This is a genomic window from Hominisplanchenecus sp., from assembly GCF_046967715.1.
Classification (GTDB): domain Bacteria; phylum Bacillota; class Clostridia; order Lachnospirales; family Lachnospiraceae; genus Hominisplanchenecus; species Hominisplanchenecus faecis.
Genome location: NZ_JBKVNQ010000006.1, coordinates 15,478 through 41,709, shown reverse-complemented (window position 1 = coordinate 41,709; position 26,232 = coordinate 15,478). Strand labels below are relative to the sequence as shown.

Sequence of the window (26,232 nt, the reverse complement as noted above, 5' to 3'; positions counted from 1 at the left end):
GAAATGGAACAGTATAAACAGGAATTTATTGAATTTATGGTAGATTGTGATGTGCTGAAATTCGGCGAATTCACACTGAAAAGCGGAAGAAAATCTCCGTTCTTTATGAATGCCGGAGCTTATGTGACCGGTTCTCAGTTAAAGAAACTGGGTGAATATTATGCAAAAGCGATCCATGACCGATACGGCGATGATTTTGACGTACTGTTCGGACCGGCTTACAAAGGAATCCCGCTTAGTGTTGTGACTGCAATCGCATACAGTGAACTTTACGGAAAAGAAGTGCGTTACTGCTCCGACCGCAAAGAAGAAAAAGATCACGGTGCAGACAAGGGAAGCTTTCTTGGAAGCAAATTAAAAGACGGTGACCGTGTGATCATGATCGAAGACGTTACTACTTCCGGCAAATCCATGGAAGAAACGGTTCCGAAGGTAAAAGGTGCCGCAGATGTGACGATCGTCGGACTGATGGTTTCTCTTGACCGTATGGAAGTCGGAAAAGGCGGCGTAAAGTGTGCTCTGGATGAAGTGAAAGATCTTTACGGTTTTGAGACCGCAGCAATCGTAAATATGCAGGATGTCGTAGAGCATCTCTATAACAGAGAATGTGACGGAAAAGTTGTGATCGATGATACATTAAAAGCAGCGATCGATGCATATTATGAGAAATACGGGGCAAAATAATTCGGTAAAATGGAGGCTTTTCATGAACGAAAAAATTTTTAAGACAATAAGAGGTACCGGTGCGGCAAGTCTCGCAGTCGGGATCGTGGTTCTGGTGACCGGAATTTCAGCCGGCGTGATGATGATCGTAAACGGTGCAAGACTTCTGAAGTGTAAAAGTCAGGTATTGATTTAGTTTTATGAGGAAGGAAACAAAAAAGAAGGTGCGGATACTAGGAGCGGTGCTGTTTTTTCTTTATCTGCTGGCACTGACGTATTTTCTGTTTTTTGCGGAAGGATACGGAAGATCCGTGGAAGGAAGAATGTATGCCTACAACCTTCAGCCCTTTCGGGAAATCAAAAGATTCTGGGTTCACCGGGAGATGCTGGGGACATTCGCAGTATTCTGCAATCTGGCGGGGAATGTGATCGGCTTCATTCCGTTTGGGATGATCCTGCCGGTCATATGGCCGAAAACGGGGAAAGTTTTACGGATCCTGCTTCTTAGCTTCGAGTTCAGTCTGTGCGTGGAGACGATACAGCTTGTCTGGAAGGTGGGAAGCTTTGATGTGGATGACCTGATCCTCAACACCCTGGGCGGTGTGATCGGGTATCTGCTGTTTTGGATATGTAATAAGATAAGGAGAAAGATATATGGCTAAAAAGCGTATGTATTCTTTTGCAAAAGAGAAACATTCCGGCAAAGGTATTCTTTCAACGATACTTGGTACACTCTCACTTGTCATTTTTGCCGTTCTGGCATGGCTGGCATATTATCTGGACGGACAGGGCGGCGTTTACCTGGGCAGCATCGGGCTACTTGGCATGGTATTTGCCGTCAGCAGTGTCGTGTTCGGACTGATGGGATTTGGCGAAAACAATGTGCGCTACCTGTTTCCGAAGATTGGGTCGATCCTTGGCGGCATCATGGTGGCATTGTGGGTATTTGTAGTTTTAATTGGGATTTAAGGAAATGCCAGGGACGAATTGCGGGAGTACGAAGTACGGAACAACTCGTATGGCATCACTTTACTGTAACCTTTAAAAGATTGGCGGTGGAAAGATGGAGAGAACAGTACTGGAAGAGAGAGACGCTCTCTCAATGGAACGACTTGCATCCATAACAAAAGAGCATACCGCACAGGAGCCGTTTGGGGATTATTTCAGAAAAACGGCTTCTTTTGTTATAAAAATGGATGAAGTTTACCGAAAAATAAAAGATGGAAAAACGGAAAGCTATACGCTTGAGCAGTGGCAGGCATTTAATCAGAGCCTTTATGAGGATATTCTTCCGGAGAACTATGAGCACAGCTATGGAAATCCAAAGTATGCGGTGGAAAAACTCGGAGAAGTGCACGGACGCATCTTAAGTTTTCTGTATGCCGAATTGTATGCCCTGATCGGCTATACCTTTGAGCAGCGGCTGCATGAAAAGGTGATCCTTCAGGAACTTCTGATCGAAGTGTATAACTGCTTTGAAGAGGAAGAGCTTCCGGGATACCGAAGGATCCAGCAGATCATCTACTGGTTTGAGAGTGATTACAGTGAGATCACGGTGGCACACCGCATTCGGGAAGCTGTTGATCCAAAGCTTGATTTTGCAGCGAAGATCGTGATGGAGTCGGATCTGAAAGACCTTCGCTATCTGTATCGCTATGGTGAGTATATCACCGAAAACGAGCGGAAGATGGCAGAATTTATGAACAGCCTGGATGAAGAGACTGTAGAAAAGATGGCATCTACGTTTACCGAAGGATACCGGATCGGATTTGTGCTTGGCGGCAAGGATCTTTCGAAAAAACAGACGGTCAACATCCGCTATATGGTCGGATTTGAGCGGATGGTGCGTCTGGCAATACGAAATTTTGAAAAAATGGGATTAAAGCCGGTCATCTATCGTGCGGCACTGGAGCGTATCAATAAAAAAGGTGTGCACCGCATCGGCTATTACGGGGCAATCCCGAACCGCCAGTTTGACTATGATCACCGGGCAGACCAGGCAATCTATCTGGACAAGGCCTTTATGGAGCGACGCCTGGGTGTTATGCGTTCGGCGTACGAAAATTATAAAACACTGGCAAACGGTCATGCAGGCCCGGCCTGCATTGATACCTTCGGGGAGCCGGAGTTTTATCCGCAGACAAAACCGGAAGCCTATTATTTGTCGGATAAGCAGAAAAAACTGCAGACACAGATGGATAACGAATCCGTACAGATCACAAACCGCTATATCATCGGTAAAGAACGCAGTTTTACGATCATCGCCTTTCCGGTCCCGGAAATCGGGGCATACTTCCCGGAGATTTTTAAAGAGACGATCCGCATCAATACGCTTGACTATCAGCTCTATGCAGATATCCAGCAGAAACTGATCGATGCCCTGGATCAGGGTGAGAGTGTACATGTGCTCGGAAAAGGAGAAAATCACACCGATATGCACATTGTCCTGCACAAACTGAATGATCCAAAGAAGCAGACTAATTTCGAAAATTGTGTGGCAGATGTCAACATTCCGGTCGGAGAAGTCTTTACTTCCCCGATATTGAAGGGAACAAGCGGCATTCTTGAGGCATGTACGGTTTATCTGGAAGGCTTAAAGTATGAAAAACTGCATCTGGAATTTGAAGATGGTATGGTAAAAGCATATACCTGCAAGAATTTTGAGCAGGAAGAGTACAATCAGAACTATGTCCGGGAAAATGTGCTGGCGAATCATGAGACTCTGCCAATCGGCGAATTTGCGATCGGAACAAACACAGCAGCCTATGCTATGGCAATGGAATATCATATTGAAGGAAAACTGCCGATCCTGATCGCTGAGAAGACCGGACCGCATTTTGCCGTAGGAGATACCTGCTACAGCTGGGCAGAAGATACACCGGTATACAATCCGGACAAAAAGGAAATCATCGCAAGAGACAATGAGATTTCCATTCGCAGAAAAGAAGATCCAGGAGAGGCATATTTTGGACATCATCTTGATATCACGATACCATATGACGAGCTTGGCAGCATCGAAGTACAGTGTGCTGACGGCAGAAGAATCCTGATCTTTGCGGACGGAAAGTTCGTACTTCCGGGCACGGAGGAGCTGAATCGCTTCCTCAATTAAGGTTTGCAGGTTGACAATAAAAGAAAGTATTAGTAAAATTAAAAAGATGTTAAACACTTACAATGATGCGAAAAGGAGATTGAACCATGGCAAAGGTTGGAATTGTAATGGGAAGCGACTCAGATATGCCGGTTATGGCAAAAGCTGCAGACGTTTTAGAGAAACTGGGCATTGATTATGAGATGACGATCATCTCGGCACATCGCGAACCGGATGTTTTCTTTGAATATGCAAAGACAGCAGAGAGCAAAGGCTTTAAAGTGATTATTGCCGGAGCAGGTATGGCAGCTCATCTGCCGGGCATGTGTGCAGCAATCTTCCCAATGCCGGTCATCGGCATTCCGATGCATACAACATCTCTTGGCGGCAGAGATTCTCTGTACTCGATCGTACAGATGCCGACAGGTATTCCGGTAGCAACCGTAGCGATCAACGGCGGGGCGAACGCAGGTATTTTAGCTGCGAAGATCCTGGCTACTTCTGATGAAGAACTGCTCTCCAGACTGAAAGCATATTCAGAAGAAATGAAAGAACAGGTTGTGGAAAAAGACGCAAAACTTCAGAAAGTTGGTTACAAAAACTATAAAAAATAAAAGCAAACCCCAAGGGAGGACAAAAGCATGGATTACAAGAAAGCCGGAGTGGATATCGAGGCAGGATACAAATCAGTTGAATTAATGAAAGAGCACATCAAGAAGACCATGAGAAGTGAAGTACTGACCAATATCGGCGGATTTTCCGGTGCATTTTCCATGGAAAAATTCAAAGACATGGAAAAACCGACACTGGTTTCCGGTACGGACGGAGTTGGTACGAAACTGAAACTGGCATTTATTCTTGATAAACATGATACCGTCGGCATCGACTGCGTTGCCATGTGTGTAAATGATATAGCCTGTGCAGGCGGAGAACCGCTGTTTTTCCTGGATTACATTGCCTGCGGCAAGAACTATCCGGAAAAGATCGCTCAGATCGTAAGCGGTGTAGCAGAAGGCTGCGTACAGTCTGATGCGGCACTGATCGGCGGAGAGACTGCTGAGATGCCGGGATTCTATCCGGTAGATGAGTACGACCTGGCTGGTTTTGCAGTTGGTGTAGTAGATGAAAAAGACCTGATTACAGGAAAAGATTTAAAAGAGAAAGACGTTCTGATCGGTATTGCTTCTTCCGGTGTACACAGCAACGGATTTTCACTGGTAAGAAAAGTATTCAGCATGGATGAAAAAACACTGAACACTTACCACGAAGAGCTTGGAAAGACTCTGGGTGAGGCTCTGATCGCACCGACCAAGATTTATGTGAAAGCACTTCGCAGCATCAAAGAAGCAGGCGTTCGTGTGAAAGGATGCAGCCATATCACAGGAGGCGGATTTTATGAGAACGTTCCGCGTATGCTTCCGGAAGGAGTACGTGCCGTGATCCGCAAAGACAGCTATGAGGTTCCGGCAATCTTCAAGATGCTGGCAAGAGAAGGCCAGATCGAAGAGCAGATGATGTACAATACATACAACATGGGTATCGGTATGGTTGTTGCAGTTGATCCGACAGACGTTGACAAGACTATGAAAGCGATCGAAGCAGCAGGAGAAACCGCTTACGTGATCGGTGAGATTGAGAACGGTGAGAAGGGTGTGACCTTATGCTAAAGCTGGTAGTACTGGTGTCCGGAGGCGGAACCAATCTTCAGGCGATCATTGACGGCATTGCGGACGGAAGCATTCCAAATACCGAGATCAAAGCCGTGATCAGCAACAATAAAAATGCCTATGCCCTGCAAAGAGCAAAGGATCATAACATTGCAGCTGCATGTGTCTCACCGAAAGATTTTGCAGACCGGGCAGCATTTAACCAGGCACTTCTGGAGAAAATCCAGTCCTGCGAGCCGGATCTCATTGTTCTGGCAGGATGTCTGGTCGTGATCCCGGAGATCATGGTGGATGCTTATCCAAACAAGATCATCAACATCCATCCATCGCTGATTCCGGCATTTTGCGGAACTGGATATTACGGGCTGAAAGTACACGAAGGCGTGCTTAAGCGCGGTGTAAAAGTGACCGGTGCAACGGTGCATTTTGTGGACAAAGGAACAGATACCGGTCCGATCATCATTCAGAAGGCAGTGGAAGTACAGCAGGACGATACCCCGGAAATTCTGCAGCGGCGTGTCATGGAGCAGGCAGAATGGAAAATCATGCCGCAGGCGATCCGCCTGATCGCAGAAGGAAAAGTCCGTGTGGAAAATGGCAAAACGATAATCACAGAATAGAAACGATGTCAGGATCTAAGAAATGCGAAAAGATCCGGAGACATTGTATATTCAAGTACTTTATATATAGAAAGAAGGACGCAGGATGAAAGTATTGATAGTCGGAAGCGGCGGACGTGAGCATGCGATCGCATGGAAAGTCGCACAGAGTCCAAAAGTAGATAAAATTTACTGTGCACCGGGCAATGCCGGAATTGAAGAGTTTGCAGAATGTGTGCCGATCCAGGCAATGGAGTTTGACAAACTGGTCGCATTTGCAAAAGAACAGGCAATCGATCTTACGGTAGTTGGTATGGATGATCCTCTGGTTGGCGGTATCGTAGATGCATTTGAGGCAGAAGGACTGCGTGTATTCGGACCGAGAAAGAATGCAGCAATCCTGGAAGGCTCCAAGGCATTTTCAAAAGATCTGATGAAAAAATATAATATTCCGACCGCTGCTTACGAAACATTTACCGATGCATCCGCAGCACTTGCATATCTGGAAAAAGCAGATTTCCCGATTGTTCTGAAAGCAGACGGACTGGCACTCGGAAAAGGTGTGCTGATCTGCAATACGCTGGAAGAAGCAAAAGACGGTGTAAAAACCATCATGGAGGACAAGAAATTCGGTACAGCCGGCAATACAATGGTGGTAGAAGAGTTTATGACCGGAAGAGAAGTGTCTGTACTTTCTTATGTGGACGGCAAGACCATCAAGACGATGACTTCCGCACAGGATCACAAACGTGCCGGAGACGGCGATACCGGACTGAACACCGGTGGTATGGGAACTTTCTCACCAAGTCCGTTCTATACGGAAGAAGTGGATGCATTCTGCAAAAAATATATCTATCAGGCAACGGTCGATGCGATGGCAGCAGAAGGAAGAGAGTTCAAAGGCATTATCTTCTTCGGACTGATGCTGACCGAAAAAGGTCCTCGTGTCCTGGAGTACAATGCAAGATTCGGTGATCCGGAAGCACAGGTTGTCCTGCCGCGTATGAAAACCGATATCATTGACGTTTTTGAGGCGTGCATTGACGGAACACTTGACCAGATCGACCTGCAGTTTGAGGACAATGCGGCAGTCTGCGTCGTACTGGCATCCGACGGTTATCCGGTGAAATACGACAAAGGTTTCGTAATCCGTGGTCTTGACAAATTCAAAGATAAAGATGGTTACTATGTATTCCACGCCGGAAGCAAACGCACGGAAGAAGGCATCGTGACAAACGGCGGCCGTGTCCTCGGTGTGACTGCAAAGGGAAAAGACCTCAAAGAGGCCCGTGCAAATGCCTATGCAGCGGTAGAGTGGATTGATTTTGAGAATAAATATTATCGTCATGATATTGGAAAAGCGATTGACGAAGCATAAACGTTTTTGAAGGGAGAAAACATGATGTGGAAAAAGACCTGGAAAATCTGGGCAGTGTGCATGATGCTCCTGCTCTGTATTTCCGGAGTGACTGTGTTTGCAAGTGGTTCCGATGACAATTCCCTTTCGGATCTTGGCATCGAGAATGCGACGAGTATTTCTCCGGATTTTGAGTACAGCACAACGGAGTATGAGGTGGAGGTTCCGGAAGGCACGACTGAACTGCAGCTAAGTCCGGTGACTTCCGACGGTGCAGCGACCTGTGAAGTTTCCGGTCAGACTCTGACGGACGGAAAGACAACGGTTTACATAACGGTAACATCCGAGAGCGGTATGCAGGCAACGTATACCCTGAATGTGCAGGCGGAGCGTCCAAATGCGGCAGAACAGATCGCAGCAGCGAACGAGACGGATGCACAGACGGAGGCAGCAACCGAGAAAGCAAAAGAGGCACAGACAGAAACAGAAACGGAGACAGAAGCCGTTTCTGATGCGGCAAATGCCGTGCTCCAGAAAGTAGACAAGATCAAATCAGATGCGGATTTTTCCATAAAAGTGATCTACGCTCTGGTGGCTCTTTCGGTTCTTCTGATCTTTCTGGTGATCAACCTGATCCTGAAAAACCGTGATCTGAAAGATGATCTTCGCGATACGCAGGAAAGACTGGATATGCAGACCAACGAGTTTGCAAGAAAAGAGTATTATCTGGCAACGGAAAATTATTATGCACCGACGCAGCAGCAGGAGGCAACCGGTATGGTTCAGGAGGAAGAACCGCAGCCAGTACATCCGGAAACAGAAGCTGCTCCGGCAGTGGAAGAAGCATTCGGTGAAAATAAAAAGACCGGGCTGGTAAAAGCAGACCGGAAAAGCCGCAGAGAGAAAAAGCGTCAGCAGAAGCAGGCAAAACAGGAGATGGCAGAAATGCAGGATGATCCATCCAGTGCACAGCCACAGGAGGCACAGGTGAAACATACACCGCAGCCAACAGGCAATGCAGCACAGCCTGCACCGAAGAAAACAAAGAAAAAAGCAGATATCAATATGATCGATCTGTAAGAAGAGATTGAAATTCAATATCGTAAAAGAAAAACGCACCCGAAATGCTTTTCAAGAGCACTACGGGTGCGTTTTTTATACAATTTATGCCATCAGAGCATCAGCCAGAGCTTCCAGCTGAGCAATATCCGCTTCTTTCATTGCAGATTTGATCGTTACGACCGGTTCTGCATTGGTGATGTTTTTCAGCTCGCCCATGATAGCCTGCATCTGTTTTGCAGTGCAAGGAGCCCAGGTTCCGTTCTGGATGTAGCCGACGGTACGTTTCTGGAAGTTCTTTGCCTTGAGTTTACGCAGGAATGTCTCCATGCAAGGGAAGATGCCGCCGTCGTAGGAAGCAGCAGCGACCACCAGTCTGTCATAACGATAAGCATCTGCGATGGCAGACGGCATATCATCTCTGGCAAGGTCATAGAGAACCACATTTTTCTCGCCTTTTGCTTTCAGGATCTCCGCCAGTTTCTTTGCAGCGATCATGGTATTTCCGTGAATGGAAGCACATGCGATCACAACGCCCTTTTCTTCCGGTTCGTAGCTGCTCCAGGTCAGATATTTGCCTATGTAATAGCCAAGGTTTTCTTTCAGGATTGGACCGTGCAGCGGGCAGATCATCTGGATATCCAGAGTGGCAGCCTTTTTCAGAAGATTCTGAACCTGTACGCCGTATTTGCCAACGATGTTGATAAAATAGCGTCTTGCTTCGTCTTCCCATGACTCGTCTGCATCCAGGGCACCGAATTTACCGAAACCGTCAGCGGAGAACAGGATCTTTTCGGACTGCTCATAAGCAACCATAACTTCCGGCCAGTGAACAAGCGGAGCCATAAAGAACTGAAGCGTGTGAGTACCGAGATTTACCGTATCGCCTTCGCCTACAACCACCTTGCGGTCATCGCTTAAATCCACATCAAAGAACTGTGCGATCATCGTGAACGTTTTCGGATTTCCGATCACCTTGATGTCCGGATACAGATCCAGCAGTGTCTTTAAGTTTCCGGCATGGTCCGGTTCTAGGTGTGAAACAACCACATAGTAAGGCTTTTTGTCACCCAGCGTTTCCTTCAGGTTGGCAAGCCATCCTTCCGTACCGCGTCGATCTACGGTGTCCATGATCGTGATCTTGTCATCTAAGATCACATAAGAATTGTAAGAAACACCGTTTGGAACGACATACTGACTTTCAAAAAGATCAATATTCTTATCATCTACGCCAACGTATACGATAGAATCAGATATAAAAACGTCTTTCATTTCAAAGAACCTCCTGTGTATATTAAAGATCGGCATTTACCTAAAAGATTATACCGCACAAAAAATACTTTGACTACAAAAAAATCAAAAAGGTGGTATAATGTCTGTAACGCCAGGGGCAAAAGCCTGAAGCAATCCGCAGGGCGTTACTGAAGTGGAGAAAATCATAATACTGTTATACACAAGGAGGCTTCATGATGAATCAGACATTACAGGATTTAAAGACAAGAAGAAGCTGCCGGAGATATCGTCCGGAGCAGATAAAAGAAAGCGAACTGGAACAGATCCTTGAGGCGGGCGTGTTTGCACCAACCGGCATGGGTATGCAGTCCCCGAAGATTGTGGTTGTTCAGGATAAAGAAACCATTGAAGAGCTGAGCAAAATGAATGCGAAGATCATGGGCGTGACATCTGATCCATTCTACGGAGCACCGACGGTGCTGATCGTGCTGGCAGACAAGAACAGAAACACCTATCTGGAAGACGGTTCACTTGTCATGGGCAATCTGATGAATGCGGCACATGCCGTTGGCGTGGCGTCCTGCTGGATCCACCGTGCAAAAGAAGAGTTTGAAAGTGAAGAAGGAAAAGCTCTTCTGAGAAAATGGGGCATTGAAGGTGATTATGCCGGAATCGGCCACTGTATTTTAGGCTATGCGGCAGAGGGCGGAGAAGCCCCGGCAAAACCGAGAAAAGAAGATTATGTTGTGAGAGTGCAGGGATAAGATATGTTACATGAACAGCTGACGGAAAATGATGTCAAAAAAATCAAAGAAGAGATTGAATATCGAAAACTGACCGTCCGAAAAAATGCGATCGAGGCAGTCAAAGAGGCGAGAGCACATGGGGATTTAAGCGAAAATTTTGAATATCATGCCGCCAAAAAAGATAAAAATATGAACGAGAGCCGTATCCGCTATCTGGAGAGAATGTTGAAAAATGCCGAAATCGTATCGGATCAGTCGAAATCCGACGAAGTCGGGATCAACAATACGGTGACACTCTATATGGAAGATGATGACGAAGAAGAAACCTACAAGATCGTCACATCGATCCGCGGCAATTCCATGAAAGGCCACATCAGCACGGAGTCCCCGATGGGAAAAGCCCTGCTCGGACATAAAGTCGGAGAGAGGGTATATATCAAAGTCAATGAAAATTTCGGCTATTATGCCGTGATCCGCAAAATTGAAAATACCGATGACGGAGGAGATGAAATCCGGAAATTCTGATTTCTAAAATCTGAAAAATTCCTATGAAAGGACTGTTCTGACGACAGTAAGCTTTCCATTGTGAGGTCGCCTTCAACGGTACAGTATTCTGCACAGGAATATCAGATTTTATGAAAACTTAAGTTTTAAAAACAGTCAGGGTACTTGTCTGTTGAAAAAAATGATAGTACAATATGTCGAAATACGGTGAAAGTGGAAGGAATGAAAAATGAGACGTAAAAAAGTTTTATTTATTGTGAATCCAAGATCCGGAAAAGGACAGATCAGAAATGCACTGTTGGATATCGCAGATATTTTTATCAAAGGAGGGTTGGATGTCACGCTCTATGTGACGCAGAAACCACAGGATGCGAGCAGAGTTGTGGAGAAACGGGCTGCAAAGTTTGATCTTGTCGCCTGCAGCGGCGGTGACGGGACACTGGATGAAGTGGTGACCGGTATGATGAACAGCGAGATCAGACGCCCGATCGGCTATATCCCGGCAGGAAGCACAAACGATTTTGCAAACAGCCTGCAGATCCCGAAAAGGATGACGGAAGCGGCACAGTGTATCGTAGAGAACAACGTTTATCCGTGTGATGTCGGCTCTTTTAACAGTGATTATTTTGTATATATCGCTGCGTTTGGAATGTTTACCGAAGTGTCTTATCAGACAAACCAGGATGTCAAAAATGTACTTGGCCATCTTGCTTATGTTTTAGAAGGTGCCAAGTGTATTTTTAATGTTAAATCTTATGAAGTGGAGATTGAACTGAACGGTGAGAAGATCAGAGATGAATTTATTTATGGAATGATCACCAATTCAGAATCCGTAGGTGGTTTCCGCAGCATTACAGGAAAAAACATCCGGCTGGATGATGGTCTGTTTGAAGTGACGATGATCAAAACGCCACGAAACGCCATAGAACTTCAGGAGATTATTACAAGCCTCCTTCGCGGGGAGATGGACAGCAACTATATTATCAGCTATAAGACCAGACAGGTTGTCATTCGTTCCGAGATTGCAATTCCATGGACGCTGGATGGTGAATATGGCGGCGACCATAAAGAAGTTGAAATCTGCTGTCATCAGAAAGCAGTGGATATCATTGTCAATCATCAGTTTGGCGAGAGTGAAATCTAGTACTCAGGAAAAAAACAGGGGATATTTGACTAAAAAAGTATTTTCTTTTTGGTGCAATTAGGTTATAATAAAGCCAACACCAAAAATCACAAAGTGTGGAGGTAAAAAATATGTTAGTTTCAGCAAAAGAAATGTTACAGAAAGCAAAAGCAGGTCATTATGCAGTAGGACAGTTCAACATCAACAACCTTGAGTGGACAAAAGCAATCCTGCTGACAGCACAGGAGAACAACTCACCGGTTATCCTTGGTGTATCTGAAGGTGCCGGCAAATATATGACAGGATACAAAACTGTTGTAGGTATGGTAAATGGTATGATGGAAGAACTGAACATCACAGTTCCGGTTGCTCTGCATCTGGATCACGGCAGCTACGAAGGATGCCTGAAATGTGTAGAAGCCGGATTCTCATCTATCATGTATGATGGTTCTCACAGCCCGATTGACGAAAACGTTGCAAACACAAAGAAACTGGTAGAAATCTGCAAAGAACATGGTATGTCTCTGGAAGCAGAAGTTGGTTCTATCGGCGGTGAAGAAGACGGCGTTATAGGTGCGGGTGAATGTGCAGATCCTCAGGAATGCAAGAGAATTGCAGATCTGGGTATTGACTTCCTGGCAGCTGGTATCGGTAACATCCACGGCAAATATCCGGCAAACTGGAAAGGCTTAAGCTTCGAGACTCTGGACGCTGTTCAGGCTCTGACAGGAGATCTGCCTCTGGTACTGCACGGTGGTACAGGCATCCCGACAGACATGATCAAAAAAGCAATCAGCCTTGGCGTTGCAAAGATCAATGTAAATACAGAGTGCCAGCTGGCATTTGCAGCAGCTACACGTGAATACATCGAAGCTGGTAAAGATCTGGAAGGAAAGGGATTTGACCCGCGTAAACTTCTGGCTCCTGGATTCGAAGCAATCAAAGCTACAGTAAAAGAAAAAATGGAAATTTTCGGCTCTATCGACAAAGCCTGAGAATTATTTCTCTGAAATTTTATAAATTTTGTAGAAAAATTAAATTATACTTGCATTTGCCAAAAATGTGGAGTATGGTAGTAGCAAAATTAAAAATGATGAGCGAGAGAACAAAGACGTTCTGCCCCGAAAGGGGCGGAGCGTCTTTTTTGATTTTCTGTAAAGAAGCAGAAAGGTTACAGAGAAATTCTGTTCCGGCTTATCACAGAAAGGATGAGAAGAAGACATGACTGAAAAGATGAATGTTGCAAAGATTTTTGGTGAAAATGTATTCAACGACAAAGTGATGCAGGAGCGTCTGCCGAAAAAAGTGTATAAAGCACTGAGAAAAACCATTGATGAGGGAAAAGAACTGGATCCGATGGTAGCAGATGTGGTGGCAGAAGCTATGAAAAACTGGGCAGTAGAAAAAGGTGCAACACATTACACACACATTTTCCAGCCTCTTACCGGTGTAACAGCAGAAAAACACGATGCATTTATCACAGCACCGAGACAGGACGGTACCGTACTGATGGAGTTCTCCGGAAAAGAACTGATCAAAGGAGAACCGGATGCTTCTTCCTTCCCGTCAGGAGGTCTTCGAGCTACGTTTGAAGCCAGAGGATATACAGCATGGGATTGTACTTCACCGGCTTATGTACGTGAAGATGCAGCAGGAGCGATCCTCTGTATTCCGACCGCATTCTGCTCTTACACAGGTGAGGCACTGGATCAGAAAACACCGCTGCTGCGTTCCATGGAAGCAATCAATGAGCAGGCACTGAGACTTCTGAAACTGTTTGGAAATACAACCTCCAAAAAAGTAACACCGTCCGTTGGACCGGAACAGGAATACTTCCTGGTTGACAAACAGAAATATCTGCAGAGAGAAGATCTGATCTTTACCGGACGTACCCTGTTCGGAGCAATGCCTCCGAAAGGACAGGAACTGGATGACCATTATTTCGGAACCATCCGTCAGCGTATTGCTTCTTATATGAAAGATGTCAACGAAGAACTCTGGAAACTTGGTATCTCCGCAAAAACACAGCATAACGAAGTAGCACCGGCACAGCACGAGCTGGCACCGATCTATGCAGAAGCAAACATTGCAGTTGATCACAACCAGCTGGTTATGAAAACACTGAAAAAAGTAGCATGCCAGCATGGAATGCAGTGCCTGCTTCATGAGAAACCATTTGACGGTGTGAATGGTTCCGGTAAACATAACAACTGGTCCATCACAACCGATGACGGTATCAATCTGTTAGATCCGGGCAAAACACCGCATGAGAATGTACAGTTCCTTATGGTACTGACCTGTATCTTAAAAGCAGTCGATGAGCATGCAGATCTGCTTCGTGAATCCGCAGCCGATCCTGGAAATGATCACAGACTGGGAGCAAACGAGGCACCGCCGGCTATCATTTCTGTATTCCTTGGAGAACAGCTGGAGGATGTACTGGAACAGCTGATCAGCACAGGAACTGCTACACACAGTAAAGCAGGCGGTGTACTGCATACCGGTGTCAAGAGACTTCCGGATTTTGCAAAAGATGCAACGGATCGTAACCGTACTTCACCGTTTGCATTTACCGGAAATAAATTCGAGTTCCGTATGGTAGGTTCCCGTGATTCCATCGCCGGACCAAACGTGGTACTGAACACGATCGTAGCAGATGCATTCTCACAGGCATGCGATGTACTGGAAAAAGCAGATGACTTTGAACTGGCTGTACATGATCTGATCAAAGAATATGCAACCGATCACCAGAGAATCGTATTTAACGGAAACGGTTATTCCAATGAATGGGTAGCAGAAGCAGAAAGAAGAGGACTGCCGAACATCAAATCCATGGTGGATGCAATCCCGTGCCTGGCAACGGATAAGGCAGTAGAACTGTTCGGCAAATACAAAGTTTTCTCAAAAGCAGAACTTGAGTCCCGTGTAGAGATTAAATATGAGAACTATGCAAAGGCTATTAATATAGAAGCAAAGACGATGATCGACATGGCTTCCAAACAGATCCTGCCGGCAGTCATCGGCTATACCAAATCTCTGGCAGATACTATCCTGGCAGTTAAAGGTGCAGGTGCACCGACAACCGTACAGACAGATCTGCTGAACGATGTAAGCAAACTGCTGGAAGAGGCAAAGGCAGCCCTGGTAACACTGGAAGAAGTGACCGACAAAGCAGCCGAAGCAGGAGATATGGCAGCTGAAGCAAGATACTTCTACGAGAGCGTTGTACCGGCTATGGCAGCCCTTCGTACACCGGTTGACAAACTGGAAGTACTGGTAGATAAGAAAGTATGGCCGATGCCATCCTATTCCGATCTGCTGTTCGAAGTATAAAAAATGTAAAGATACAGTGGTTTCCCCACCCTGTTATTCCATCCCGAAAAGTAATGAAAGGGACAGAAATCAACAAAAGATTTCTGTTCCTTTTTTGGTGTGCAGCGATTCTCTCAGGCAGATGTCAGCAGAGCCTGGCAGGATTGCATAAGTTAGTTGCAAAACAGTGAAAAATAAGGTATGATTTGGAAGGATAGACAAAAGCAAACGAAAAAAGCTTTTTGGATATGAAAAGCAGCAGGTCACGATGGAGGATTGTAAGAAATGGAAGACAAGAACAAAGAAAAGATCAATGTGGTAGAGCTTTTTGGTTCGAATGTATTCAATGACAAGATCATGCAGGAGCGTCTGCCGAAAAAGGTGTACAAAGAACTGCATAAGACCATTGATGAAGGAAAAGAGCTGGATCCGATCACAGCAGAAGTCGTAGCTGGGGCTATGAAAGACTGGGCAGTGGAAAAAGGTGCAACGCATTACACACACTGGTTCCAGCCGCTTACTGGATTCACAGCAGAAAAACATGATGCATTTATTACAGCACCGCATGCAGACGGAACGGTCAGCATGGACTTTTCCGGAAAAGAGCTGATCAAAGGAGAACCAGATGCTTCTTCATTCCCGTCGGGAGGATTAAGAGCAACCTTTGAGGCACGCGGATATACAGCCTGGGACTGCACTTCACCGGCATTTGTACGTGAAGACAGTGCAGGTGCGATTTTGTGTATACCGACAGCATTCTGTTCCTATACAGGAGAAGCACTGGATCAGAAGACACCGCTGCTTCGCTCCATGCAGGCATTGCAGACACAGACACTCAGACTGATCCGTCTGTTCGGCAATACGACATCCAGAAAAGTGACACCTTCCGTTGGCGTAGAGCAGGAATACTTTATCGTGGACCGGCAGAAATATTTAAAGAGAAAAGACCTGATTTTTACCGGACGTACACTCTTTGGTGCCATGCCTCCGAAAGGTCAGGAGCTCGATGACCATTATTTTGGAGTTATCCGTCAGAGAATTGCCGGTTTTATGAAAGAAGTAAACGAAGAACTTTGGAAACTGGGTGTTTCTGCAAAGACACAGCACAACGAAGTCGCACCGGCACAGCATGAGCTGGCACCGATCTATGCAGAGTGCAACGTAGCAGCAGACCACAACCAGATCATTATGGAGACTTTGAAACAGGTGGCAGAGCGTCACGGACTGCAGTGTCTTCTTCATGAAAAACCATTTGCGGGAGTCAATGGTTCTGGTAAGCACAACAACTGGTCCATCACCACAGATGACGGCATCAATCTGCTTGATCCGGGCAAGACACCGCACGAAAATGTTCAGTTCCTGATGATCCTGACCTGTATTTTGCGTGCTGTAGACCGCCATGCAGATCTTCTTCGTGAATCCGCAGCCGATGTCGGAAATGACCACAGACTGGGAGCCAATGAGGCACCGCCTGCTATTATCTCCGTATTCCTGGGTGAACAGCTGGAAGATGTGCTGGAACAGCTGATCAGCACCGGCTCTGCAACACACAGCTTAAAAGGCGGAAAATTACATACCGGCGTTAAGACTCTTCCGGATTTTGCAAAAGATGCAACGGACCGTAACCGTACCTCACCGTTTGCCTTTACCGGAAATAAATTTGAATTCCGTATGGTAGGTTCCAGAGATTCCGTAGCAGAATGTAACGTGGTGATCAACACGATCGTAGCGGAAGCATTCTCCGATGCCTGCGACCGTCTGGAAAAGGCAGAAGATTTTGAGCTTGCCGTGCATGACCTGATCAAAGAATATGCAACAGAACATCAGAGGATCGTATTTAATGGCAACGGTTATTCTGAAGAGTGGGTAGAAGAAGCAAAACGCAGAGGCCTGCCGAACATCAATTCCATGGTGGAAGCGATCCCGGCACTTGTGACCGATAAAGCGATCCAGCTGTTTGGCAAATTCGGCGTATTTACGGAAGCTGAACTCCGTTCCCGTGCAGAGATCCAGTATGAAGGATACTCCAAGGCACTGAATATCGAAGCCCGTGCCATGATCGATATTGCCAGCAAGCATATCATCCCGGCCGTTATGCGTTTTTCCAGAAACCTTGCCGGTACGGTAAATGAGATCAAGACAGCCGGAGCAGATGTGACTGTTCCGATGAACATGCTCAAAGATACAACAGCCCTTCTTTCTCAGACAAAACTGGCACTGGCAAAACTGCAGGAGGCAGCAGATCAGGCGGCAGCCATGGAGAATGGAAGAGAACAGGCAGAGTATTATCATGAAGTTGTGTTTAAAGATATGGAAGAACTGCGAGTTCCGGTGGATAAGCTGGAGATGATCGTAGATAAAGAAGAGTGGCCGATGCCATCCTACGGTGACCTGCTGTTTGAAGTATAAAAGGATGTAGGAGCTACAGAGCTGTACAGTTGCCTGGCAGCTCATGCAGTCGGAGATGAAAATCATAAACGCCAGAGATAAAAGCCAAAATCATAATATACCTGTAAAAGGGTGATTTCAAAGCTGCTTGTCTCTGGCGTTTTTTATCTTAGTCGGAGAAGACTTCCCTGTGTACATAAAAAGCTGAAAATAAAAAAAGCCCTGAAAAGGGAGGATGCCAGACAGAGGGCTGCCTGGCAATTATGAAAAAAGTATATTCAAATAGTATTAAAATACTGAGAAAATGACATATGTATTAGGTGTCAATGAAATATTTCTGCAACATTTTTGACATTTTGAAGTATAAAGGGGAAAAATGAATTTGGCATGATGAGCGAATGAAAGTTTTTTGAATGTATCATGAATAAAATATGAACGTATCGAAAGACAAACGCAGAGCATTTTGCACATTCCGAGATGCTCAAAAATATCTGAAAAAAGTATTTGACAAATGCTGGAAAATGTGTATACTGTCTCTTGTAAGAACAAAGGCGTTCCGTTTATACGGAGTGCCTTTTTGTTCGCCGTTTTCCAATTTCTTACATACATTTTTCAGCAGAAAGCCCCATTTCCCGGGGCTTTTTGTTATGAATGAAAAGAATAGTACAGACTTTTGAAATTTTCGACGAAAAAAGCGAAGAATTTCACAAATATTCCTGCTTAAATTGCATAAGAAACTGATTCGAGATTGACAGTAAAACAGATAAAATGTATAATAAAGGTACTTATTTCGTGAGAAAATTTGCACTTTAACAACAAAAGATTTTCTTCGAAAAATAAGAAAACGATCGACGGGCGGGAGACGGAAGCTGCATACGGATTCCCGGTGTCGAACTTATGAAAAGGAGGATTTAGATGGGAAAGAATGTGAAAAAAGTCATCAGTCTTGTACTGGTTTTTGCCATGATTTTAACAGGCATGACTTTTACCGGATTTGATGCAAAAGCAGCAGATGCTGCAAATGACACTTCTGCGACAGCAGAATATGAAATTTATCCAACCCCGAGAAGTGTTGTTTACCAGGATAGCAGTTTTACCCTGGCAGATAAGACAAACGTTGTCTATGACAGCACGATCGACGAGGCAACACAGAAACGTCTGAACGAAGTACTGGCTATTCAGAATATCACAGGAACCGTGACAGGTGCCGTAGCTTCAAACGGAATGAACGTACTGGTTGGTACAAAAGGTTCCGATGGAGCAGTTGAAAAATGGTTCAACGACCATGTTACTTATGCAGATGATCTGTTTGACAAGAGAGATGCATATGTTCTGGCTATCCAGGACAATGTGATCGCAGTCCTTGGTAAAGACACCGATGCAGCATTTTACGGACTGAGCTCTCTGAAAATGATTTTTAACCAGGTGACAGAAAAAGCCGTACGCAAACTTCAGATCGAAGATTACGCATCCGGTCAGTACCGTGGATTTATCGAAGGCTACTATGGTATTCCGTGGTCTGTGGAAGATCGTATCAGTCTGATGAAGTTCGGCGGCGATTTCAAGATGAATATGTATATCTATGCACCGAAGGACGAGCCATACCACAATTCACAGTGGCGTGAGCTCTATCCGGCAGACAGACTGGAAGAGATCAGACAGATGGTGCAGGCAGGACAGGATTCCAAGTGCCGTTTTGCATGGGCAATTCATCCGTTTATGCACAGTGCTATCACAGCCTCCACTTATGATGCAGACCTGAAGGTTATCATTGCAAAATTTGAACAGCTTTACAACGTTGGCGTACGTCAGTTTGTGCTTTCCGCAGACGACGCAGCCGGCAAAGTAAGCCTACATGCAAGACTTTGCAAAGACCTGGATGCATGGTGCAAATCCAAAGGCGATGTTTACAATCTGTGCTTCGTACCGCAGGTATACTGTGCAGGTGCAGTAAACTGGAGCAGCTGGAGTGAAGGCGAAGCTCAGACCGTTGCAAACTACTTCAAACATTTTGAAAGTCTTCCGGATGTAGAACTGATGTGGACCGGTGAATCTGTATGTTATCCGGCAAGACAGAGTACTTTCAATAATTTAAAAATTCTTATACAAACGGCAGAGAGGCATTTATGTGGCTGAACTGGCCGGTAAATGACGTAAACCACGCACGTTTGGTTATGGGCCCTGGAGACAGTGCAATCCTTGAAAAAGGTCTGACAAACTTCATGGGTATTGTAACGAACCCGCTGGAGCAGGCAGAAGCTTCCAAGACAGCACTGTTTGCGATCGCTGATTTTGCATGGAACACAGCTGACTTTGATGCAGAGAAGAGCTGGGCTGACGGCTTCAAGTACATCGACAGCGGAGCTCCACAGTCCCTGCATGAACTGTGCAAACATATGACTAACCCGAGCCCGGGCGGTATCACAGCGATGGGTGAGTCGGTAGAACTGACTCCGTACATCAATGCATTCAAGACTGCATACAACAGCAATGCAGATCTGACGGAATCCGGAAATGCACTGATTGAACAGCTGCAGAAGATCGTGACAGCTGCAGATGATTTCCAGACAAACGGAACAAACGAAAACCTAAAAGAAGAGATGAAACCTTGGGTAGATTCTCTGAGATATCTTTCCAAAGCAAGCATCGGATTTGTCAAGACTGCAATGGGACTCAAAGCAGGCGATGACGATGCTGTATGTGCAAATTATGTAAGTGCAGAAAACAATTACAAACTGTCACAGAACTGTGCGGCACCTCAGCTGAACGGCACTATCATGGCAGAAGCCGGAGCTATGAAGATCATGCCGTTCGCAGCACAGATGGAAAATTATGTGAAGAAAGCAGCACTGAAAGTGCTGGATAATACTTTCAGTGGCGGAAATACTTCCGGCGGTGGCACAGAGACCGGCGAGAAGAGACTGATGTACAGCGGACTTGGTGGATTCTACCAGGGAAATGCAGGCAATGTTATTGATGGAAATGACAGTACCTTTGCATGGTTTAATGCAAGTGTTACTGCAAATGGATACATTGGGCTGGATCTCGGAGCAGCTTATAAACTTGGCAAAGTCCGCATCCTGCAGGGAAGAACTCAGACAGATGGAGATATTTTCTCGCAGGGTATCCTGGAGTATTCCATGGATAATGAAAACTGGACACAGGTTGATGGTACTTACGGAACAAACGAGATCAACGTGGATCTGACAAACCAGTCCCTGAAAGCTCGCTACATCCGTCTGCGTACACCGGCTGCAACAAGCAAATGGTATGCAATCCGTGAATTCCAGGCAGAGACTTTCCCGGCAGATGAGTATGCATACACCAACACAGAAACTTACAAAGAGACAATTGTAACGATCAATAAAAATGAGGCTGCAATTCCGGAAGTCAAAGATGTTATCCTGAAAAATGGTGAGTACATTGGTATTGATTTCGGAAATGTACGTGAGATCAGCACGATTGCAGCAGATTACACAAACAAAGATAAGGTAACCTTTGAGTACAGCTATAATGGATTCAACTGGTATCCGGTTGATACCGAAAAAGGCATGGATGCAAAATACATCCGCTTCATCAACAAAGGGGAAGCAGATGTAACCTTTGATATCAATTCCGTAAGCCTGACCAACACCGATGCAGACAAGACCATCTTTGCAGAACCGGCAGGCGTGGAAGGATTTGATGCAAAACAGGCAATCGATAATTCTTTAACAACCATGTTCAGGGCAGGCGAAGGTGCAGGAACTCTGACTTACCGTCTGGATGCAGGTGTAAAAGACAGCCTTTACGTCATTCAGGATGGAGAGGAGATTTCCAATGCAAAAGTTTCTATCCATACCAATGCAGGTAAATGGGTAGAAGTCGGTACTCTGTCCAAATCGCTGAATGTCTTCAAGAATCTGGTATTCTACAATGGTATCAACGAAGTGAAGATCACATGGGATGGCACAGGAGCAGCTCCGGCAATCTATGAAATGTATACAAAAGAATCTGATTCTACAGCAGAAAGTGCACTGACAGATGCAATCAGTGCAGCAAAAGAACTGGATGAAGATCAGTATACCGCAGAATCTTATGCAGTTCTGAAAGCAGCGATCAAAGCAGCAGAAGCAGTAGCAGCAAAAGAAAATGCAACCGTTGAAGAAAAAGCAGCAGCAGTCAAAGCACTGGATGATGCCATTGCAGAGCTTGTAAAAAGAGAGAATCAGCCGGCAGATGACGGTTATAAAAAATTGCTTCCGGCAAATATGACAGGTGCCGCAGACAGTGAAGAGTTGACAGGCGAAGGAGCCGGAAACGGTATCATAGCAGCAGCACTTGACGGTGACAGCAACACATACTGGCATACAAACTGGAATGACAACAGCAAACCGAAGGCACAGTATTCCAACGGAACACTGACCGGCAACAACAATTATACGATCACTCTGGATAAGGCATATGCAGTAAAAGCACTGACTTATCTCCCAAGACCGGAAAGAGACAAAAATGGTGTTATCAAAAACGGTGCCGTAACAGAAGCAAACGTTTATGTATCCACTGATAACGGAGAAACTTATACAAAAGTAGCAAATGTAACATGGTCTTATGAAGGAGAAACCATCCCGACTGAGAAGAGCGTTGAGTTCGAGCCGGTTGCAGGCGTAACCAATGTTAAATTTGAAGCAATTCACAGTGAAGGTGCAGAACCGAATATGTTCATCAATGCAGCAGAGCTGAATGTTCTTGCAAAATTTGTGGAGGCACCGAAAGAAGAAAATGTGCTCGAAGCACCGGAAATCACTGTGACTGCACCGGCAGCAGGTGAGACATCCGCAGATGCAGTCGTATCTTCATCAAAAGAAGGCAAACATTTTGAGGCAGTTGCAGACCAGGCTGCAGATCCGGCAACACTGACGCTGAATGATAACGTTCAGGTATCCTACAGTGATGGATGGGGATATTCCGGATACGTAACGGCAGAGAATGATGGAACAAACAACGGAAAATTTGATGTTTCCGGAGAAGACAAAGCAATGTTTATCCGTTTCCGTATGAAATCAGATGAGATCACAGGAAGCGGTACATATCAAATGCTTGGCAAGATGGATGAGCAGTATGGTGTTCAGCTCAAGAGCAGCGGCGTACTTGTTTATGCATGCGACGCAAAAGGTTCCTGGGTTGAGAGCAGCTGTGCGATCGATTCCAGTTTCTGGAATAAATGGCATGATATTCTGGCAGTATTTACCGGTACAAAGATGCAGATCTATGTAGACGGCAAAGCCGGAACACCGACATCCGGAAGAGCAAACGCAAGCGACAATTACGATGTAACCCTGAAATCTTACAACACAAGTACCTTTACAACTGGTTATAACATCAGCAAAGATCTTGGTTCCTCAACAACACCTCCATATACCGGACTGCTTTCTGACATCCGCATCTACAGCGGAAAAGATTACTCTGATAATCTGCAGAAATCTTATGCAGTGACAGCTCATGCACTGGATCAGGCAACACCGTCTGTAAACATTGCACTGACACCGTATACAACCAGCACAACCTGGTATAAGGACGGAAAAGAAGTAGAAGCAGGTGCAGCATTTGAGGCAAATGCAAACTATGAAGTAAAAACAGTCCTGACAGCAGTTGGCGATTATCGTTTCGCAGACAGCAGCAAACCGCAGAGCATCAAACTCTCTGACGGTACAAGTGTGAAACCGGAAGTAAATGTTGCAGCTGATTACAGATCCATGACCGTTTCCTACAGCTTTAAGACAGAGGAAGTACCATGTACCTGTGAGATCACAGATCTTGTATTTGATAACCAGACCATCCAGATGGCAGCAGCAGATACAAGCAAAACACTGAAACTGGCTGCAAAAGCAACCGCAGCAGACTGTGCAGCACATGAAAAGAACATCACTTACACTTATACACTGGTAGATGCCGGCACAACAAAGGCAGCTCTGGAAGGTGATGTACTGACAGTAAGTGCAGCAGGAACAGCAAAAGTAAAAGTAGTTGCAGAACTGAACGGAAAAACAGCAGAAAAAGAGATAACGGTTACCGTAACATCTGACAAAGCAACGGAAGCTTCCAGAACAGAACTTGGCAATACCGTAAACAATGCGAAAGCAATCGACAAAACGCTGTATACCGAGGATTCTGTAAAAGCACTGGAAACAGCGATCACAAATGCAGAAGCCGTACTTGCAAAAGAAAATGCAAGCGAAACAGAAGTAGCAGCAGCAAAGAAAGCAGTACAGGATGCAATCGATGCTCTGCAGAAAAAAGATACGGTTGACAAAGACAAAGAAGAAGCACAGAAAGCTCTGAGTGATGCGGTTACAAAGGCAGATGCTGTTTATGCAGCAGGTCAGGGACAGTACACCAAAGAATCCTGGGATGCATTTGAAAAAGCATACAAGGCAGCAAAAGAAGCAGGTGCTGATCTTACGGCAGCTGCTCTGAAAGATCTGACAGCAGCTCTTGAAAAGGCACAGGCAGCTCTGAAAACAGCAGAGACACCGGATACAGAACCAAATCCGACTCCGACACCGGCAGAGAAGAAACTGGCAGCACCGACGATCAAGTCTGTGAAAGCAAGTGCAGCAAAAGCAGGTGTGGTTGTAAAAGTGATCGTGAATGCAGTGGAAGGTGCAGATCATTATGATATTTACCGCACCGTAAACGGCAAGACGGTTCTGGCAGGAAGCACTGCATCCGGCAAGCTGGTATTTAAAGATAAAAAAGCCGCTTCTTTGAAAGGCATCAAGCGTGCATCTTACCGTGCAGTAGCAGTATCTAAGGATGCAAACGTAAAAGCAAGTGACAACGGTGCAGCTAAGACTGTGAAGTTTACAGCAAATGTAAAAATCAAGAAAGCAGCTGCTTCAGGCAAGAGTGTAAAACTGAGCTGGAAGAGAAATAAAAAAGCAACCGGTTATGTGATCTATCGTTCTACGAAGAAAAACTCCGGTTATAAACGGATCAAGAAGATCAACAACAATAAGACCGTTTCTTATCAGGATAAGAAGATCAGGAAGAAAGGTAATTACTACTACAAGATCGTGACGGTCAAAAAAGGAAATGCAAGTGCAATGTCCACTGCAAAAAAGGTAAAAGTGAAATAAAAAGTCGATAAAATCGAAGGATTTTTACCCGAAAAAGGGCTGCTGCAGCGATGCGGCAGCCTCTTTTTATGCGAAAAATATGCGAAAAGCATAAAAAAACATAATTTTCTCTTTTCTTTTTTGGTGATTTATATTACAATAATAGTCAAGTCAGATTAATAAGCGTAGTTGGTCTGGTATGAAAATGTATGGAAGGGAGAGAAAGACATGATATCAAACCAGATATTACAGTCAACCATAGAAGGATTAAAAGAAATATCGAGGATTGATTTTTGCGTGATCGATCTGGAAGGCAATGTGCTGGCTGCAACGTTTCCGGAGTCAGAAGAATATCGTTCCTCAGTCGTTCCGTTTGTAGATTCACCGGCAGACAGCCAGGTGGTACAGGGACACCAGTTTTTCAAAATATACGATGAGCTTCAGGTAGAATATGTGCTGGTAGCAAAAGGAAGCAGCGATGATGTTTATATGATCGGCAAGATGGCTGCATTCCAGATCCAGAATCTGCTGGTTGCATACAAAGAGCGATTTGACAAAGATAACTTTATCAAGAATCTGCTTCTGGACAACCTGCTTCTGGTAGATATTTATAACCGTGCGAAGAAGCTTCACATTGCAGCAAATGCGAGAAGAGTGGTATTTCTGGTTGATACGGCTCAGGAGAAGGATAATGCTTCCATGGAATGTATCCGTTCACTGCTTGGAACCAAGACAGGTGATTTTATTACAGCAGTTGATGAAAAGAGCATTATCGTTGTCAAAGAGCTGGCTTCCGAAGAAGGTTATCAGGAAATGGAGAAAACGGCAAAGCAGATTTTAAATGTTCTGCCGGCAGAAAAGCAGGAAGTATCGCATATTGCATATGGAACGATCGTAGAAGAGATCAAAGAAGTTTCCAGATCTTATAAAGAAGCACGTATGGCAATGGATGTCGGAAGGATCTTTTTCGAGGAGAAAAATATCATCGCATACAGTTCTCTTGGCATCGGCCGTCTGATTTATCAGCTTCCGATCCCGCTCTGCAAGATGTTTATCAAAGAGATTTTCGAGAACAAATCACCGGATGATTTCGATGAAGAGACGCTGGTTACGATCAACAAATTCTTTGAAAACAGCCTGAACGTTTCAGAGACATCCAGACAGCTGTATATCCACAGGAATACACTGGTATACCGCCTGGATAAGCTGCAGAAGAGTACCGGACTGGATCTGCGTGTATTTGAAGATGCAATCACATTCAAGATCGCACTGATGGTAGTCAAATATATGAAGTACATGGAGACGCTGGATTATTAATACCGCCTCCGTCATAAACCGCAGCATGGACACATAAAATAGCAACAAACAGAAGAAGACCGGAGAAGCCGCGTGC

At 45.2% G+C, this 26,232-nt stretch carries 20 protein-coding genes; 19 read left to right on the top strand and 1 reads right to left on the bottom strand.

Annotated elements, in window-relative coordinates; all coding sequences use genetic code 11:
* The first annotated feature begins 3 nt into the window (after nt 1-3).
* The 10 genes from pyrE (at nt 4) to ACLTL4_RS01700 (ending at nt 8,457) form a co-directional block, all read left to right on the top strand.
* Nucleotides 4-684 carry an orotate phosphoribosyltransferase gene (gene pyrE / locus ACLTL4_RS01745; RefSeq protein ID WP_147631038.1) on the top strand — a complete coding sequence of 227 codons (681 nt, stop codon included), beginning with the start codon at nt 4-6 and terminating at the stop codon, nt 682-684.
* A gap of 22 nt (nt 685-706) precedes the next feature.
* Entirely contained in the window at nt 707-859 is a 153-nt protein-coding gene (locus ACLTL4_RS01740; protein WP_022118965.1) for a hypothetical protein, read from the top strand.
* A 28-nt stretch (nt 860-887) separates the two neighbouring features.
* Nucleotides 888-1,325, top strand: coding sequence for a VanZ family protein (locus ACLTL4_RS01735; RefSeq protein ID WP_412290749.1), 438 nt, complete (start codon nt 888-890; stop codon nt 1,323-1,325).
* Entirely contained in the window at nt 1,318-1,632 is a 315-nt protein-coding gene (locus ACLTL4_RS01730; protein WP_022118967.1) for a DUF6142 family protein, read from the top strand. The genes ACLTL4_RS01735 and ACLTL4_RS01730 overlap by 8 nt, the downstream gene beginning before the upstream one ends.
* A gap of 94 nt (nt 1,633-1,726) precedes the next feature.
* Nucleotides 1,727-3,775, top strand: a complete 2,049-nt coding sequence (locus ACLTL4_RS01725) for an aminopeptidase (protein ID WP_173895671.1) — start codon at nt 1,727-1,729, stop codon at nt 3,773-3,775.
* Nucleotides 3,776-3,861: 86 nt separating this feature from the next.
* Nucleotides 3,862-4,368 (top strand): 5-(carboxyamino)imidazole ribonucleotide mutase, encoded by a 507-nt coding sequence (purE, locus tag ACLTL4_RS01720; RefSeq protein WP_022118969.1) that lies wholly within the window; start codon nt 3,862-3,864, stop codon nt 4,366-4,368.
* A gap of 27 nt (nt 4,369-4,395) precedes the next feature.
* Complete coding sequence (gene purM / locus ACLTL4_RS01715) at nt 4,396-5,421, top strand: phosphoribosylformylglycinamidine cyclo-ligase (protein ID WP_022118970.1); 1,026 nt, start codon at nt 4,396-4,398, stop codon at nt 5,419-5,421.
* On the top strand, nt 5,415-6,041 hold the full coding sequence (gene purN, locus ACLTL4_RS01710; protein WP_022118971.1) for a phosphoribosylglycinamide formyltransferase: 627 nt from the start codon (nt 5,415-5,417) through the stop codon (nt 6,039-6,041). Before purM ends, purN begins: the two co-directional genes overlap by 7 nt.
* Before the next feature lie 85 nt (nt 6,042-6,126).
* Complete coding sequence (purD, locus tag ACLTL4_RS01705) at nt 6,127-7,398, top strand: phosphoribosylamine--glycine ligase (protein WP_173866327.1); 1,272 nt, start codon at nt 6,127-6,129, stop codon at nt 7,396-7,398.
* Nucleotides 7,399-7,419: 21 nt separating this feature from the next.
* Nucleotides 7,420-8,457, top strand: coding sequence for a cadherin-like beta sandwich domain-containing protein (locus tag ACLTL4_RS01700; protein ID WP_412290751.1), 1,038 nt, complete (start codon nt 7,420-7,422; stop codon nt 8,455-8,457).
* An 84-nt stretch (nt 8,458-8,541) separates the two neighbouring features.
* On the opposite strand, the gene ACLTL4_RS01695 is transcribed toward ACLTL4_RS01700, so the two are convergent.
* Complete coding sequence (locus ACLTL4_RS01695) at nt 8,542-9,708, bottom strand: FprA family A-type flavoprotein (RefSeq protein WP_412290753.1); 1,167 nt, start codon at nt 9,706-9,708, stop codon at nt 8,542-8,544.
* A gap of 197 nt (nt 9,709-9,905) precedes the next feature.
* Here ACLTL4_RS01695 and ACLTL4_RS01690 point away from each other — a divergent pair, with 197 nt between their 5' ends.
* From ACLTL4_RS01690 to ACLTL4_RS01650, 9 genes are all read left to right on the top strand, one after another.
* A complete protein-coding gene (locus ACLTL4_RS01690) occupies nt 9,906-10,433 on the top strand; it encodes a nitroreductase family protein (RefSeq protein ID WP_412290755.1) in 528 nt (175 codons plus the stop codon).
* A 3-nt stretch (nt 10,434-10,436) separates the two neighbouring features.
* Complete coding sequence (gene greA, locus ACLTL4_RS01685) at nt 10,437-10,940, top strand: transcription elongation factor GreA (protein ID WP_022118976.1); 504 nt, start codon at nt 10,437-10,439, stop codon at nt 10,938-10,940.
* A gap of 208 nt (nt 10,941-11,148) precedes the next feature.
* Nucleotides 11,149-12,063, top strand: a complete 915-nt coding sequence (locus ACLTL4_RS01680; RefSeq protein WP_022118977.1) for a diacylglycerol/lipid kinase family protein — start codon at nt 11,149-11,151, stop codon at nt 12,061-12,063.
* A gap of 110 nt (nt 12,064-12,173) precedes the next feature.
* Entirely contained in the window at nt 12,174-13,037 is an 864-nt protein-coding gene (fba, locus tag ACLTL4_RS01675; protein ID WP_147631044.1) for a class II fructose-1,6-bisphosphate aldolase, read from the top strand.
* Between the two features lie 226 nt (nt 13,038-13,263).
* Complete coding sequence (locus ACLTL4_RS01670) at nt 13,264-15,375, top strand: glutamine synthetase III (RefSeq protein ID WP_412320173.1); 2,112 nt, start codon at nt 13,264-13,266, stop codon at nt 15,373-15,375.
* A 264-nt stretch (nt 15,376-15,639) separates the two neighbouring features.
* A complete protein-coding gene (locus ACLTL4_RS01665) occupies nt 15,640-17,763 on the top strand; it encodes a glutamine synthetase III (RefSeq protein WP_022118980.1) in 2,124 nt (707 codons plus the stop codon).
* A gap of 894 nt (nt 17,764-18,657) precedes the next feature.
* Nucleotides 18,658-19,878, top strand: coding sequence for a beta-N-acetylglucosaminidase domain-containing protein (locus ACLTL4_RS01660; RefSeq protein ID WP_412320172.1), 1,221 nt, complete (start codon nt 18,658-18,660; stop codon nt 19,876-19,878).
* A complete protein-coding gene (locus ACLTL4_RS01655; RefSeq protein ID WP_412320171.1) occupies nt 19,869-24,860 on the top strand; it encodes a discoidin domain-containing protein in 4,992 nt (1,663 codons plus the stop codon). The genes ACLTL4_RS01660 and ACLTL4_RS01655 overlap by 10 nt, the downstream gene beginning before the upstream one ends.
* Nucleotides 24,861-25,067: 207 nt before the next feature.
* Nucleotides 25,068-26,156, top strand: coding sequence for a PucR family transcriptional regulator (locus ACLTL4_RS01650; RefSeq protein WP_022118983.1), 1,089 nt, complete (start codon nt 25,068-25,070; stop codon nt 26,154-26,156).
* Nucleotides 26,157-26,232 lie beyond the last annotated feature (76 nt).

What these genes read in the sequence shown, in the direction of transcription:
- ACLTL4_RS01660 (WP_412320172.1), top strand. Translation starts at nt 18,658, where the DNA reads ATGGGAAAGAATGTGAAAAAAGTCATCAGTCTTGTACTGGTTTTTGCC.
- fba (WP_147631044.1), top strand. Translation starts at nt 12,174, where the DNA reads ATGTTAGTTTCAGCAAAAGAAATGTTACAGAAAGCAAAAGCAGGTCAT.
- ACLTL4_RS01650 (WP_022118983.1), top strand. Translation starts at nt 25,068, where the DNA reads ATGATATCAAACCAGATATTACAGTCAACCATAGAAGGATTAAAAGAA.
- purM (WP_022118970.1), top strand. Translation starts at nt 4,396, where the DNA reads ATGGATTACAAGAAAGCCGGAGTGGATATCGAGGCAGGATACAAATCA.
- ACLTL4_RS01690 (WP_412290755.1), top strand. Translation starts at nt 9,906, where the DNA reads ATGAATCAGACATTACAGGATTTAAAGACAAGAAGAAGCTGCCGGAGA.
- purD (WP_173866327.1), top strand. Translation starts at nt 6,127, where the DNA reads ATGAAAGTATTGATAGTCGGAAGCGGCGGACGTGAGCATGCGATCGCA.
- purN (WP_022118971.1), top strand. Translation starts at nt 5,415, where the DNA reads ATGCTAAAGCTGGTAGTACTGGTGTCCGGAGGCGGAACCAATCTTCAG.
- ACLTL4_RS01695 (WP_412290753.1), bottom strand. Translation starts at nt 9,708, where the DNA reads ATGAAAGACGTTTTTATATCTGATTCTATCGTATACGTTGGCGTAGAT.
- ACLTL4_RS01655 (WP_412320171.1), top strand. Translation starts at nt 19,869, where the DNA reads ATGTGGCTGAACTGGCCGGTAAATGACGTAAACCACGCACGTTTGGTT.
- ACLTL4_RS01680 (WP_022118977.1), top strand. Translation starts at nt 11,149, where the DNA reads ATGAGACGTAAAAAAGTTTTATTTATTGTGAATCCAAGATCCGGAAAA.
- ACLTL4_RS01665 (WP_022118980.1), top strand. Translation starts at nt 15,640, where the DNA reads ATGGAAGACAAGAACAAAGAAAAGATCAATGTGGTAGAGCTTTTTGGT.
- ACLTL4_RS01670 (WP_412320173.1), top strand. Translation starts at nt 13,264, where the DNA reads ATGACTGAAAAGATGAATGTTGCAAAGATTTTTGGTGAAAATGTATTC.
- greA (WP_022118976.1), top strand. Translation starts at nt 10,437, where the DNA reads ATGTTACATGAACAGCTGACGGAAAATGATGTCAAAAAAATCAAAGAA.
- pyrE (WP_147631038.1), top strand. Translation starts at nt 4, where the DNA reads ATGGAACAGTATAAACAGGAATTTATTGAATTTATGGTAGATTGTGAT.
- ACLTL4_RS01740 (WP_022118965.1), top strand. Translation starts at nt 707, where the DNA reads ATGAACGAAAAAATTTTTAAGACAATAAGAGGTACCGGTGCGGCAAGT.
- purE (WP_022118969.1), top strand. Translation starts at nt 3,862, where the DNA reads ATGGCAAAGGTTGGAATTGTAATGGGAAGCGACTCAGATATGCCGGTT.
- ACLTL4_RS01730 (WP_022118967.1), top strand. Translation starts at nt 1,318, where the DNA reads ATGGCTAAAAAGCGTATGTATTCTTTTGCAAAAGAGAAACATTCCGGC.
- ACLTL4_RS01725 (WP_173895671.1), top strand. Translation starts at nt 1,727, where the DNA reads ATGGAGAGAACAGTACTGGAAGAGAGAGACGCTCTCTCAATGGAACGA.
- ACLTL4_RS01700 (WP_412290751.1), top strand. Translation starts at nt 7,420, where the DNA reads ATGATGTGGAAAAAGACCTGGAAAATCTGGGCAGTGTGCATGATGCTC.